This is a genomic window from Luteitalea sp., from assembly GCF_022842525.1.
Classification (GTDB): Bacteria; Acidobacteriota; Vicinamibacteria; order Vicinamibacterales; family Vicinamibacteraceae; genus Luteitalea.
Window position 1 is genome coordinate 43,061 of sequence record NZ_JALHPM010000002.1, and the last position, 12,218, is coordinate 55,278.

General features: G+C 69.4%; 13 protein-coding genes. 5 read left to right on the forward strand and 8 right to left on the reverse strand.

Annotated elements, in window-relative coordinates:
• Window positions 1–11: 11 nt before the first annotated feature.
• On the forward strand, window positions 12–1,280 hold the full coding sequence (locus Q0C41_RS00745) for a polysaccharide pyruvyl transferase family protein (RefSeq protein ID WP_291980520.1): 1,269 nt from the start codon (window positions 12–14) through the stop codon (window positions 1,278–1,280).
• Between the two features lie 21 nt (window positions 1,281–1,301).
• Here Q0C41_RS00745 and Q0C41_RS00750 read toward each other — a convergent pair whose 3' ends face one another.
• The gene (locus Q0C41_RS00750; protein WP_291980521.1) at window positions 1,302–1,808 is read right to left on the reverse strand and encodes a DUF3592 domain-containing protein; all 507 of its coding nucleotides are present in this window, start codon (window positions 1,806–1,808) and stop codon (window positions 1,302–1,304) included.
• A gap of 122 nt (window positions 1,809–1,930) precedes the next feature.
• Between Q0C41_RS00750 and Q0C41_RS00755 the strand changes: the two genes are divergently transcribed.
• A complete protein-coding gene (locus Q0C41_RS00755) occupies window positions 1,931–2,293 on the forward strand; it encodes a hypothetical protein (protein ID WP_291980522.1) in 363 nt (120 codons plus the stop codon).
• Window positions 2,294–2,302: 9 nt separating this feature from the next.
• Here the strand turns inward: Q0C41_RS00755 and Q0C41_RS00760 are convergent, their stop codons facing one another.
• The 3 genes from Q0C41_RS00760 to Q0C41_RS00770 all read right to left on the reverse strand — a co-directional run bounded on the left by Q0C41_RS00760 (window position 2,303) and on the right by Q0C41_RS00770 (window position 4,927).
• Window positions 2,303–3,349, reverse strand: a complete 1,047-nt coding sequence (locus Q0C41_RS00760) for an LLM class flavin-dependent oxidoreductase (RefSeq protein WP_291980523.1) — start codon at window positions 3,347–3,349, stop codon at window positions 2,303–2,305.
• 47 nt (window positions 3,350–3,396) lie between these two features.
• Entirely contained in the window at window positions 3,397–4,455 is a 1,059-nt protein-coding gene (locus tag Q0C41_RS00765; protein ID WP_291980524.1) for a TIM barrel protein, read from the reverse strand.
• A 97-nt stretch (window positions 4,456–4,552) separates the two neighbouring features.
• The gene (locus Q0C41_RS00770) at window positions 4,553–4,927 is read right to left on the reverse strand and encodes a hypothetical protein (RefSeq protein WP_291980525.1); all 375 of its coding nucleotides are present in this window, start codon (window positions 4,925–4,927) and stop codon (window positions 4,553–4,555) included.
• Between the two features lie 248 nt (window positions 4,928–5,175).
• Between Q0C41_RS00770 and Q0C41_RS00775 the strand changes: the two genes are divergently transcribed.
• Window positions 5,176–7,674: an esterase-like activity of phytase family protein gene (locus tag Q0C41_RS00775; protein WP_291980526.1), complete on the forward strand. Its 2,499-nt coding sequence runs from the start codon at window positions 5,176–5,178 to the stop codon at window positions 7,672–7,674.
• A 47-nt stretch (window positions 7,675–7,721) separates the two neighbouring features.
• Here the strand turns inward: Q0C41_RS00775 and Q0C41_RS00780 are convergent, their stop codons facing one another.
• Window positions 7,722–8,174, reverse strand: a complete 453-nt coding sequence (locus tag Q0C41_RS00780) for a DUF4174 domain-containing protein (RefSeq protein ID WP_291980527.1) — start codon at window positions 8,172–8,174, stop codon at window positions 7,722–7,724.
• A 46-nt stretch (window positions 8,175–8,220) separates the two neighbouring features.
• Between Q0C41_RS00780 and Q0C41_RS00785 the strand changes: the two genes are divergently transcribed.
• The gene (locus tag Q0C41_RS00785) at window positions 8,221–8,784 is read left to right on the forward strand and encodes a CIA30 family protein (protein WP_291980587.1); all 564 of its coding nucleotides are present in this window, start codon (window positions 8,221–8,223) and stop codon (window positions 8,782–8,784) included.
• Between the two features lie 404 nt (window positions 8,785–9,188).
• Here Q0C41_RS00785 and Q0C41_RS00790 read toward each other — a convergent pair whose 3' ends face one another.
• Window positions 9,189–10,043, reverse strand: coding sequence for an ion transporter (locus Q0C41_RS00790; protein WP_291980528.1), 855 nt, complete (start codon window positions 10,041–10,043; stop codon window positions 9,189–9,191).
• A gap of 114 nt (window positions 10,044–10,157) precedes the next feature.
• Here Q0C41_RS00790 and Q0C41_RS00795 point away from each other — a divergent pair, with 114 nt between their 5' ends.
• On the forward strand, window positions 10,158–10,889 hold the full coding sequence (locus Q0C41_RS00795) for an NAD(P)H-binding protein (RefSeq protein ID WP_291980529.1): 732 nt from the start codon (window positions 10,158–10,160) through the stop codon (window positions 10,887–10,889).
• A 56-nt stretch (window positions 10,890–10,945) separates the two neighbouring features.
• Here the strand turns inward: Q0C41_RS00795 and Q0C41_RS00800 are convergent, their stop codons facing one another.
• Together Q0C41_RS00800 and Q0C41_RS00805 are read right to left on the reverse strand one after the other, a co-directional pair.
• Window positions 10,946–11,338: a cupin domain-containing protein gene (locus Q0C41_RS00800; RefSeq protein WP_291980530.1), complete on the reverse strand. Its 393-nt coding sequence runs from the start codon at window positions 11,336–11,338 to the stop codon at window positions 10,946–10,948.
• A 120-nt stretch (window positions 11,339–11,458) separates the two neighbouring features.
• Window positions 11,459–12,157, reverse strand: a complete 699-nt coding sequence (locus tag Q0C41_RS00805; RefSeq protein ID WP_291980531.1) for a VOC family protein — start codon at window positions 12,155–12,157, stop codon at window positions 11,459–11,461.
• Between the last annotated feature and the right edge of the window lie 61 nt (window positions 12,158–12,218).

Here is a 12,218-nt window from a genome sequence, read left to right on the forward strand (position 1 = left end):
GAGTGGTTCCCATGCGACGGCGCACGTTCCTGCAGACGTCCGTGATGACGGCGCTCTCCGCGTCGGTGGCGGCGCAGACCCGCGGCCGCCCCATCCGGCTGCTGCTGTGCTCGGGTTGGCAGACGGTCAACATCGGCGATGTGGCGCACACGCCCGGTGCCCTCGCGATGATCGAGACGCACCTGCCGGACGCGCAGGTCACCCTCTGGCTCTACAAGCCTCTGACCGCCGCGGCGCGCACGATGATGCTGCGGCGCTTCCCGCGCCTGACGATTGTCGAGGGTGCGCTCGACGCGCGGGGGGACGTGACGGCGCCGGACGTCCTGGCCGCGATGGATCGCGCAGACTTCTTCCTGCACGGGTCCGGGCCGGCCACGCTCGGATGGGCCCACGCCGAGGCCTTCGTTCGCCGCACCGGGCGCGGCTTCGGGGTGCACGGCGTCACCTACGGGCTCTACGGCATCCCGGAGAAGGCGACGCTGTCGAAGGCCCGCTTCGTGTTCTTCCGCGACTCCGTCTCGCTGGCCCGCGCCCGCGCCGACGGCGTGCGCGCGCCCATCATGGAATGGGGACCCGACACCGCCTTCGCCACCGACCTTCGCGACGAGGCGACGGCGGAGGCGTTCCTTGCCAGTCACGGCCTCGAAGACCGGACGTTTCTCTGTTGCATCTCGCGGTATCGCTTCACGCCGTACTGGCTCGTGCCGAGCAGCCGCGAGCCCGTCAATCCGGTGCGTGAGGCGAGGAACCGCGAGAAGAAGGAGGCCGATCACGCGCCGCTGCGTGCCGCAATCGACGCGGTGGTCCGCGAGACGTCGTTGCGCGTGCTGCTGTGTCCCGAGGACGAGACGCAGATGGCGATCACGCGCGAGATGCTCTACGAGAGGCTTCCCCCCGACGTGCGCCGGCGCGTCGTCTGGCGAGACCGCTTCTGGCTGCCTGACGAGGCGATCAGCGTCTATCGTCGGTCGGCCGGGTTGTTCGGCCACGAGATGCACAGCCCGATCATGTGCATCGGGCACGGCATCCCAGCGATCGTCTGCCGCTGGGAGGAGCAGAGCTCGAAGGGGATCATGTGGCGCGACATCGGGCTCGGCGACTGGCTCTTCGACTTCGACGTGCCGGCCGAAGCCGCCGCGATGCCTGCCGCGGTGCTCGCCATCGCCCGCGACCCTGCGTCGGCACGACGCCGTGCCGACGCAGCGCGCGCACGCGTCCGTGATCGCTTTCGCGAGACGATGGCCGTCCTGTCGCGCGAGGCCAGGCCCATCGACCGCTGAGCTCGCCGGCTTGCCCGGGTGCTACAGGCCGGCAGGGCGGGAACGACGCTGGCGCAGGAGCAAGACCACCGGCGCGAGTGCGATGGCCAAGGGGGCGATCGCCACCGCGCACCAGATGACGAACCACCGACGCCAGGCGCCGACCTCGCTCTGCAGGTCGGCGCGCTCGGGGCGTTGCGGGTCGTAGACGACCGCCACGACGTCGCCGACCTTCCACGGTGCTGGACCTCGGTTCACGCTCCCGATGGCCACTCGAGACTCGCCTGTGCGGGTCGTGTACTGCACGACCGGCGACTCGCTGCGCACGCGGCTGCCACGGCTGGCGCGTCCGGACGTCGGATTCGATTCGACGTATCGCAACTCGATGACGCGCCCGTCGACCACGTCGCCTCGACGGGCCAGGTCGCCGGCCTGCCAGCTGGACCGCGCGCCCCACCCGAGTGGAACGAGAGCGATCAGCAGGAACGGGACGGTGATGCACCCGAAGGCGCTTCGGGTCACACCCGTGCTTTCAGGACCGCTGCTCATCTCTGTGCCTCGGACGCAGAGTGTCGCCGCGGGACGCCTCGCGACGGACACCGAGCGGAATCTGCTGAGTGATCGCCCGCAGTGTATGACAGGTGGACCGCCGTGCTATCGTCGGCGCACCCATGGATCTTCGCTGGCCGGACTCCGGTTCGCTGCTCGACTCGCTGCTGTCGGAGGCCGGTGATCCAGCCACGACGGGCTCGGGAGGTCTGTCAGGCGTGACGCCTGCGCATCTGGACGCGGCCCTCGCGGCGCTGCAGCGTGGCGACGTCGAGTACCTGATCCTGGAGGACGGCGCACGCTTCCTGCAGGCCGCTGGTGATGGCGACGGGCCATACCAGGTACAGGTCACCAACGACGGCGAGACGATGCACGACATCGACGACGGCGTCGACGCGGTGACGATGCAGCGGATCCTGCGGGCGTACCTTCGTGGCGACCACACGTGGCGCGATGCGCCATGGACGCCGCCGCTGGGCTTCTGATCGCCGCGATCAGGCCAGGCTGGGCACCGCGGCGGGATCACTCGACGCGGTCATGAGGCGGCGCACGCCCGTAGCGTCCGCGATCATCTCGAACGAGCGCAGGCGCAGCGCAGGGTCGAAGACATCCGACACGATCATCAGCTCGTCGGCCTGCGTGCGTGACAGCAGCGCGTCGAGCCCGGCACTCACGGTCGACGAACTGCCGACGACACTGCACGCCAGCATCTGCGACGCGTGCGCCTTCTCCATCGGCGACCAGTAGTGGTCGATGTCGTCGATGGGCGGCTGCACGAGCCCCCGCATCCCGCGCACGAGATCGGCGAACGACATCTGCTGCGAGGTGGCGAGGTGGCGGGCCTCGGCGTCGGTGGGAGCGGCGATCACGTTGACCCCCACCATCGCGTACGGGCGATCGAGCTGGCGCGACGGGGTGAAGCCGTCGCGGTAGACGCGTAGCGCCTGATCGAGCGACCCGGGCGCGAAGTGCGACGCGAAGCCGAATGGCAGCCCGAGCTGCGCGGCGAGTTGGGCGCCGAACAGGCTCGACCCCAGGATCCACAGCGGCACCTGCGTCCCTGACCCCGGCACGGCCTCGATGCGCTGCCCCGGTTGGACCGGTCCGAGGAAGGCCTGCAGTTCGAGGACATCCTGCGGGAAGTGGTCGGCGGCCGACGGCTCGCGGCGCAGCGCCTGCAGGGTCAGCTGGTCGGTGCCAGGGGCGCGGCCCAGGCCGAGGTCGATGCGGCCCGGGAAGAGGGTCGCGAGCGTGCCGAACTGCTCGGCGATGACGTAGGGCGCGTGGTTGGGCAGCATGATGCCGCCCGCCCCGACGCGGATGGTGCTGGTGCCCGCCGCGACGTGCGCGATGACCAGCGAGGTGGCCGCCGTGGCCACGGTTGGCGCGTTGTGGTGCTCGGCCACCCAGAAACGGCGATACCCGAGGAGCTCGGCGTGCTGCGCCAGCGTCCGGGCCTCGTCGAGGGCCGCCCGGCGGTCGGATCCCTGCTTGACCCGACCGAGTTCGAGAATCGACAGCGGAACAGGCGTCTTGGTCACTACATCACTGTATCATTCAGTGCTGTACTTCGCTCGACCGCACCGAATCAACCCTGCAACGACGCCTGGCAGTACGCGAGGGCCTTCGTGATCTCGGCCGCGCGCGTCGACCCCTCCGGCACGCGGTACTCGAACTCGATGATCGGCCGGATGGCCCACTTGTTGTCGCGGATGGCCTGCAGGGTCTGCCGCACCGGCGTATCGCCCTCGCCGAACGGGCGATTCTCGCCGCCATTGGTCCCGAACCGGCGATCCTTCACGTGGATGTGAGGGATGCGATCGGCGTGCTTCGCGAGAAACGGGAGCGGCGATTCGTTGTGCGTCGCCGTCCAGTGGCCGATGTCGATGTTGGCGCCGTTGTACTTCGCCTCGGTGAAGATCTCCTCGTACAGCGCCGCCGTGCCTTGCGCGTGGTGGTGATAGGCGGCAAACACCTTGTGCCGGTCGGCGAACGCCCCGATGCGCTTCGTGTCGCTGCGTTGCTGCGGCAGCTCCGACGAGATCGCCCGGGCGCCGAGGTCACGCGCCATCTGGAAGAAGTAGTCGAGTTCCTCGTCCGACACCGTGTAGAGGTCGTCCACCTTCAGCACGTCGATCACCACGCCCGCCTGCTCGTACAGCTGGCGGAACGCCTTCACACGGGCGGACGGGGCGGACGCCCGCCAGGCGCGGACCTCGGCCTTCTGCGCCTGCGCGGCTGCGACCTGCTCGGGCGTCTGCGCTCGGCCGCCGCCGCGTCCTCCCTGCGCCATCTGCTGCGGCGTCGGCGCCGGTTGTCCTGCGGCGCGCGCCGCCTCGCGGGCCTTGGCCGCCTCTGCGGCGGCCCGCACCGTGGGCGATCCGAGGAAGTGCTCGACCGGCTGCGCGCGCAACTCGACCGATCCGATGCGCAAGTCGACGAGGTGGGTCAGGAGCTCTTCGGCGGCGAGGTTGTTTCCGAGCCCGAGGCTGTACGGGACGTTGAGCCCGACCTGCACGCCGCCCCACCGCGACATGGGCGCCGCGGTCTGGGCACTGGCCGTGCCGATGGACCCGCGCAGCGCCGCACCCAGGGAGGGCACGCCGACCAGGGCAACTCGTCCGAACTCGCGTCTCGTGATGGACATGACTGTCTGCTCCTCGTGCCTGGAGGGTCCGCACGGCATGTGAGCGGCACGTGACCTGCCCCGGATCGCCAGAAGGTAGCACGAGGCGGCGCGCCAGTCAGGCATCAGCGACGCGCCACAGCTGACAACCGGCGGCGATGAACAGCAATTGCACCACCACCCGAACCGTCGCGGCGACGGGCGACGCGAAGAACGGGTCGGGACGCACGAAGTCCCACAGATGCAGTGGCAGGTAGGCGAGGCACAGCGCCGCGAACGCCAGCCCGGCCCACTTCCGCGTGCCTGGCCACAGGGCCGCCAGCCCGATGGCGATCTGCAGCACGCCGGTGGCTGCGATGACCAACCCCGCCGGCAGCACAGGCGGCACCAGCGGCACGAACTGATCCGGGGTGGTGAGGTGCCCGATCCCGCTGGCGATCATCACCAGGGCGACCAGCAGGGCGAGGACGATGGACCAGGTCTTCCGTCCCATTCGGCGCGTGCTCCGTCTGCGTGGTCGACAGGACGCGCCCCCGGGCCGTGGCGCGTGCCGACGCCTGGGGACGTTGCCCGCGTCGACACGACGGGCCGAGGTGGCTCGCAGTATGCCTCACGCACAGGGGCGTTCGTGGGCCGATGCGGCGATGACGCTCGGTCGTCACACGAACGGCGCACGAACGCCACATCGCTGATACCTGCGGCCGGTAGCGTGGCAAAACCCATCTGGAGGACGTCACGACAATGAGAAGAACCCTGCTCGGATTCGGCTGCGCCGTCATGCTGGCGCTCGCGGCCTCACCAATCTCGCACGCCAACGACCGCGATGACGATGACCGCGATGACAGACGGCGCCGTGCCGGGCGGCGCTTCACGCGGGTCGGCACGTTTGCCAACTTCCGCAACGCCGGGCTCGAGACACCGACGGTCTCCGAGATCATCACGTCCACGCCGGACGGTCGGACGTTGATCTACACCGACGCCGAAGGGGCGCTCGGCTTCATCGACATCTCGGACCCGGCCAGGCCGCTGGCCGCCGGCACGCTGGCGCTCGACCCGGATCCCGCCAGCGCCCCGGCCTACTCGCCGACGTCTGTCACCGTGCTGCGCAATCAGTACGTCCTCGTGGCCATCGACACCAGCCTGTCGAAGAAGCAGCCGAGCGGTGAACTGCAGGTGATCGACCTCGTCACCCGCAACATGGTGGCGACCATCGACCTTGGCGGTCAGCCCGATTCGATCAAGGTCAGCCCCGACTCCCGCTACATCGCCGTCGTCGTCGAGAACGAGCGCGACGAGGCGTTGTGTGTGGGCGGCACGGCCGATGACCAGACGGTCGCCGAGGCCGCGTGCACGACCGGCGGCGGCCGCCTTGGTGGCATGCCGCAGAATCAGCTCGGCAACCCCGCCGGCTATCTCTCGGTGATCGAGACGGCCGGCGCACCGACAGCGTGGGTCCGTGACGATGTCTCGCTCGTGGGCTACGCCAACCGCTTCCCGGACGACCCGGAGCCGGAGTTCGTCGACATCAACCGCAAGAACCAGGCGGTGGTCACGCTGCAGGAGAACAACCACATCGTGGTGGTCGACCTGCGGCGGCGCAGCATCGTGACGCACTTCTCGGCGGGCGCCGTCGACCTCACCCAGATCGACACCGTGCGTGCAGGGTCGGGCGTGCCCAACACCATCGCGCTCGTCAACAGCCAGCCCGGTCGACTCCGCGAGCCCGATGCCGTGACGTGGGTGGGCGATCGCATCGCCACCGCCAACGAAGGCGACTACGACGGCGGCAGCCGCGGCTTCACGCTGTTCAACCTGGACGGCACGGTCTTCTACGACAGCGGCAACGAGTTCGAGCACCTCGGCGTGCGCGTCGGCCACTACCCGGACCGTCGCTCCAACTCGAAGGGCACGGAGCCCGAGGCGATCCTGTTCGCCAGGTACGGCTCGAACGACGTGCTGTTTGTCGGCTCCGAGCGCGGCAGCTTCGTGGCGGTCTATCTCATCGACCGTCGTGGCGTGCCCCAGTTCTCGCAGTTGCTGCCCGGACCGCTGGCGCCTGAGGGCCTGCTCGCCGTGACCAATCGCAATCTGCTCGTGGCCTCCGGAGAGAACGACACGCCGCCGTTCGGCGTGCGCTCCACGGTGCAGCTCTACAAGCTCGACGACGACGGCCCGTTCTATCCCTCCATCCTCTCGGCCAGCGAGTCGATTGGCGGGGCCGCACCCACGCCGGTGCCGTGGGGCGCGCTGTCGGGTCTCACGGAGGTCCCCGGTCGGCCCGGCCGCCTGCAGGCCATCGCCGATTCCTTCTATACGCCGACGACCATCTTCGACATCGACACGACGCAGGCCCCGGCCGTGCTCACGCGAGCGCTGACGGTGGGCGCGCCGTGCACCACCGCGGCGGGCTGCCTCGACCCGGAAGGGCTCGCCTACGCGCCCAACGGCGACCTGTGGATTGCCAGTGAGGGCAACGGCGACGACACGCGTCCGAACCGGCTGGTCCAGGTCGATCCAGCCACGGGCGCGGTGCTGCGGACGGTCGGACTGCCGTCGAGCGTCCTCGCGTGTCGCGCTGCGGAGCGCGCCAAGATGCCGGCATCGACCCGCGCCACGGGCAGCCATGGCTCCGGGTTCGAAGGGCTCGACATCGTCGCCAAGCCGGATGGTGGCTATCTCATCTATGCCGCGCAGCAGCGCGGGTGGAACTACGCCACGACGGCGGCCTGTGATCTCCTCGATGACGACCCGCTGGACGGCGGCAACATCAGCGAGCCGACCCAGACGCGCCTCTGGGTGTTCGACCCCTCGGTGGCGAGCAATGACGCGGCGTGGACGGCCATCAGCTATCAGTTCCAGCCCAAGCCCGTCGATGCGGCATGGATCGGGCTGTCGGAGATCACGTACACGCCCGACGGCTGGATCCTGATCGAGCGCGACAATCTCACCGGCAGCTTCGACTCACCAGGCGACGCCGAGACGCCCAACGGCTACAAGACGCTGGTGCGTCTGCCGTTGTCGGCCGGTGCCGACCAGGCGTACACGCGCGACGACAAGGAGATCTACGACCTGCGGCCGGCGCTGCTGTCGAGCAACGGCTGGATCACCGACAAGCCCGAGGGTGTGGCCGTGCGTGCCGATGACATGCTCTTCATCGTCACCGACAACGATGGCGTCGACGGGTCGTCGGGCGAGACCATCTTCAAGCGGCTCGGCAAGGCCTGGCGCCTGTTCCGCTGACGAGCTGAGGGGGGGGCGAGGCCGGTGTCTCGCCCCTCTCCGTCACGTCACGGCATCTCCGCACGCCGCATCGGCATGGTGTCGATCACGGCAAAGAGCTCCGCCAGATCGAACACGGCCTGCGTCTGCCGCGCCTTCACCCCACCGTCCTTCCCGATCAGCACGAGCTGAGCCACCCGATCCTGCAGACCGAGTCGTTGGCGCACCTCGAGGCGCTCCGTCGCACCAAGAGCGACTGCGGTCGGCAGGGTGTCCCCCGCACGGGGCAGGTCGCCCACCGGGATGATCAGCAGATCGCGGGCGCGCACGTCCTCCAGTCGGTCGTGGAGTGAGGCCCGCAAGGCCTCCAGCGTCGCCCGGCCGGCTTCGGTATCCGGCACGTGGACGACCAGCAACCGATGCGTCCAGCGATAGGCCGACAGCGGATCCGGATCAGCGAAAGCCCACAGGGGACTGCACGCCATCACGACGGAGCACAGGGCGAGAGTGGCGAGGCGCATGGAGGTTAGACTGCAGTTCTGGGGTGACAGGATGCGTCGGGTGACGATGGCCTCCGTGCTGGCCGTTCTGATGGGCGGGGGGGCGATGGCTCAGGCTCCGCAGGTGCCGCTGTTCGGGTTCGCTTCGCCGGGGGCGGCCACCGAGTGGCAGGCCGTCAACGACGGCGTCATGGGCGGGGTGTCCGACGGCCGGTTCAGGATCACCGAACGACAGACGCTCGAGTTCTTCGGGACGCTGTCGCTCGAGAACAACGGCGGCTTCGCCTCGGTACGATCGCGGCCGCGGGTTCTCGGCCTGCAGATGGGCGATGTGCTCGTCGCACGCGTGCGTGGGGACGGGCGCGCGTACCAGCTCAATCTCTACGCGGCCGGGCGAGCGAGGGCCCTCTCGTACCGGGCACCGGTGCAGACCCGCAAGGGCGAGTGGATTGAGGTGGCGGTGCCGCTGGAGCAGTTCGAGGCCACCTCGTTCGGCCGGGTCCTGCGGGGCGTGGGCCCCGTGATGCCCTCCAGCATCACCTCGATCGGCTTCCTGCTGTCTGACAAGACGCCCGGCCCGTTCCTGTTGGAAGTGGCATGGATCGGGGTCCGCCGCGGCAAGGGCGCGTGAGGCGTGACCTGGTGTCCGGCCGCCGCGGACGTCAGTCGGTCGACAGCCGCGTGTCGTTGCGGACGCGTCGCAACAGGACGAGCGCGTAGAGCGCGTTGGGCAGCACGATCGCCATCGGCAACGCCCACACCCATCCCGCCGTGAAATCCTCAGGCGCGGCCGTATCCGCGGTGGCGGACGTGACGAAGGTCCCGAAGTCCCATTGCTGCCGTCGCTGGCCCAGCGCATGCCGAAGAGCGTCAGCAGTGTCCAGCCGACATACGTGAGCAAGGCGGTCGGCAGACGAAGCGGTGCACGGGTGGGGTCATCGGTCCGGCTTGCTGTCGAGGTGGCGCCAGTCCAGCTGACGCGTTGGCCGCGAGGGAGGCACGGCGCAATCTACCGCGACCGGATCGGTCGACGACTCACGCGAGGGAGGTGCCGCAGCGATGGCAGAACCTGGCATCGGCGGCGCTCACGGACGCTCCGCACGCCCCGCAGTGGCGCGAGACGTCCAGCAGCGACATGCGGCGCGTCGTCATCTCGGCGGTCACGATGCCGGTGGGCACGGCGAGAATCCCCCAGCCGAGGAGCATGACGATGCTCGCCACCGCCCGCCCGAGGTTGGTCTGCGGCGCGATGTCGCCGAAGCCGACCGTCGTCATCGTGGTGATCGCCCAGTAGATGGCCACCGGGATGCTGGTGAAGCCGCTGTCGGGCCCTTCGACCACATACATCACGGTGCCGAGCACCACGACGACCATGGCCACGACCGACAGGAAGACGGCAATCTTGCGGCGGCTGGCGTGGAGGGCGTCGCCAAGACTGGCGAACTCCCGCACGTACTCGGTCAGCTTGAGGATGCGGAAGGCGCGCAGCATCCGCAGGATGCGGATGTCGATGAGGACGTGCAGTCCTGGCACGAACGCGGCCAGATACATCGGCAGCACCGACGCCAGGTCGACGAGGCCGAAGAAGCTGCCGGCGTAGCGCAGCGGTCGCTGCACGCACGCGAGTCGCGCGACGTACTCTGCCGTGAAGAGCAGCGTGAACGCCCACTCGACCGCGAGCAACAGCTGCGCGTGGCGGGTCGCCAGCGGCCGCACCGACTCGAACATCACCACAAGCACGCTCGCGACCACCACCACCAGCAGCGTCAGGTCGAAGCGACGGCCAGCGGGTGTGTCCGACTCGAAGATGATGGCGAACCATCGTCGACGCCAGCCCTCCGGCGGACGGCCGAACTGGACGGCCTCGGGCGACGAGGGCGGCTCGATCACGCGATCATCTTACGGCGGGGAACAGTCGCGCCACGCGATGATGGTGGCGATGTCCGTGCGACGCGACTGGCTGAGGAGGCGCATGCATGTCGGACTCACTCCAAAGGGGGCGAGATGGCCACTGAAGCACGAGGGGCAGCGACACCGTACTCGGCGATCGTGCTGGGGGCGACAGGCAACGTCGGCGGCCGCATCGTCCAGTTGCTGATCCGCACTGCCCTGTGTACCAGGGTCGTGGTGGTGACACGACGCAGGACCGGCACGTTCACCGACCCGAAGGTCTCCGAACTGGTGGTCGACATGGACCGCCTCGAGGCAGAGGTGGCACCGCACGCGCGCGGCATCGACATCGCCCTGGTGGCTTTCGGTGTCGGCAAGGGGACGGCGAAGATGCCGCCGGAGGAGGTCCGCCGGATCGAGGTCGGCTATCCCCTGGCCTTCTGCCGCGCTGCCAGGGCCGGCGGCGTGCGGGTGTGCGCCGTGATGACGGCGGCCGGCGCCGACGCCGAGTCGCGCATGGCCTACGCGAGGGTCATCGGCGAGAAAGAGAAGGCCGTCGAGGGCGTGGGCTTCGACGACCTCGCCGTGTTCCGTCCGGCGGTGATGCTCGGCAATTCCAACACGCCGGGCCTCCTCAATCGGGCGATGCCGCTGGTGGATTGGCTCCTGCCCGCCCGGTACCACTCGATCCACACGCACGATCTCGCACGCGCCATGGTGACGCAGTCCGAGCAGGCGCTGTTCGCGACGCGTCAGCGCGCCACGCCCGCCGCGCCCACCCTGACGATCCTGGAGTACCCGGAGATGAAGGCCTTCTTCGTCGACGGCGATCGCGACGACCACTGACGCTCTGGCCCGTTCGGCGATCCAGTGTCGCGGCCAGCAACGTTCCGGCGAGGCGGCTACTCCGTGGTGTGGCCGTCGAACTGTTCGGTATCGGCCTCCGCCTCGGCGCGGGTGTGATGGACGACGCCATCGCGATGGTTCGGCGGCGCATAGAGCGTGTAGAGCTTGAGCGGGCGCTCGCCGGTATTGATGATGTTGTGGGTGGCCCCGGCCGGCACGACGACGGCGAAGCCGGCGGCGATCGGTGTCCGCACCCCGTCGAGCACGGCCTCGCCGGCGCCCTCCTCGACGCGGAAGAACTGATCGAGCGTGTGAACTTCCTCGCCGATCTCTTCGCTGGGCTTCAGTGCCATCAGCACCAGCTGGCAATGCCTGGCGGTGTACAGCACGCGACGGAACTCCTCGTTCCTGACGGCGAGCCCCTCGATGTCCTGCACGAAACCTGTCATGACGCACCCCTTCTGCGGAATCGCATCCACGTCCTGATTCTTCACCCGCGCCGTGAGGCCGGGCTGTGCCCCTTTGCACAATCCGGCCCTGCCGCAGAGAGGGCGGCCACGCTCGGCGCGTCAGCGCACGGCGGCCTGGATGAGCGCGAACGCGGCACCCTGCGGGTCGTCGCAGGGCGTGACCAGATCGCCGTCGCCGGTCGTGAACGTCGGCAGCGTCAGTCCGCCGCCGTCGCGCACGCGGGCCAGCGACGCGTCCAGGTCCTCGGTGGGGAAGAAGAAGAGCCACTGCGGGTGGACGTGCGGGCGGCGCGCGAGGTTCGAGATGCTGCCGACCGCCTCGGAGTGCGCGCTCCACGCGAACTCGACATGACGCCCCCGCTCGGCACCGAGATCGGCGACGCCGCGGGACGCCCAGCCGAACAGATCCGCGTACGTCTCGTATGCCGCTGCCTCGTCCCTCGCACAGAGCACATGCCAGGCGACGCGGTCGTCGGTCACGGCAGCGCTCGTCGAGGTGAGGCCGACCAGGGCGCCGTTCGGATCGCGAAGCACGGCTCGCTCGCCGATGCCGCCGCGCGGTGCCGGGCCGAGTGGCGTGGCTCCACGCTCGACGAAGTGGAGCATGGTGCCAACGACGTCGTCGACGGCGATGTGGCCGAGCCAGTGGGCGGGTGCGCCGCGCGCCGCGGCCTGCGCCGGCAGCTGCGTGACGCTGACGCAACCCTGCCAGAACGACGGACCGAAGAGATCCGCGTAGAAGGCGTGCGCCGCCGCCACATCGGTGGTGCGGAGTTCGTAGTGACAGAACCGGCTCATGGCTGCACAGGATAGCTGCCGTCGGCGCTGGCGCCGCGCACGTGCCTCCGTTGCGCTCACT

Coding starts and splice junctions, on each gene's coding strand:
- Q0C41_RS00755 (WP_291980522.1), top strand. CDS start 1,931: ATGGATCTTCGCTGGCCGGACTCCGGTTCGCTGCTCGACTCGCTGCTG.
- Q0C41_RS00795 (WP_291980529.1), top strand. CDS start 10,158: ATGGCCACTGAAGCACGAGGGGCAGCGACACCGTACTCGGCGATCGTG.
- Q0C41_RS00745 (WP_291980520.1), top strand. CDS start 12: ATGCGACGGCGCACGTTCCTGCAGACGTCCGTGATGACGGCGCTCTCC.
- Q0C41_RS00770 (WP_291980525.1), bottom strand. CDS start 4,927: ATGGGACGGAAGACCTGGTCCATCGTCCTCGCCCTGCTGGTCGCCCTG.
- Q0C41_RS00805 (WP_291980531.1), bottom strand. CDS start 12,157: ATGAGCCGGTTCTGTCACTACGAACTCCGCACCACCGATGTGGCGGCG.
- Q0C41_RS00800 (WP_291980530.1), bottom strand. CDS start 11,338: ATGACAGGTTTCGTGCAGGACATCGAGGGGCTCGCCGTCAGGAACGAG.
- Q0C41_RS00785 (WP_291980587.1), top strand. CDS start 8,221: ATGGCCTCCGTGCTGGCCGTTCTGATGGGCGGGGGGGCGATGGCTCAG.
- Q0C41_RS00780 (WP_291980527.1), bottom strand. CDS start 8,174: ATGCGCCTCGCCACTCTCGCCCTGTGCTCCGTCGTGATGGCGTGCAGT.
- Q0C41_RS00750 (WP_291980521.1), bottom strand. CDS start 1,808: ATGAGCAGCGGTCCTGAAAGCACGGGTGTGACCCGAAGCGCCTTCGGG.
- Q0C41_RS00765 (WP_291980524.1), bottom strand. CDS start 4,455: ATGTCCATCACGAGACGCGAGTTCGGACGAGTTGCCCTGGTCGGCGTG.
- Q0C41_RS00775 (WP_291980526.1), top strand. CDS start 5,176: ATGAGAAGAACCCTGCTCGGATTCGGCTGCGCCGTCATGCTGGCGCTC.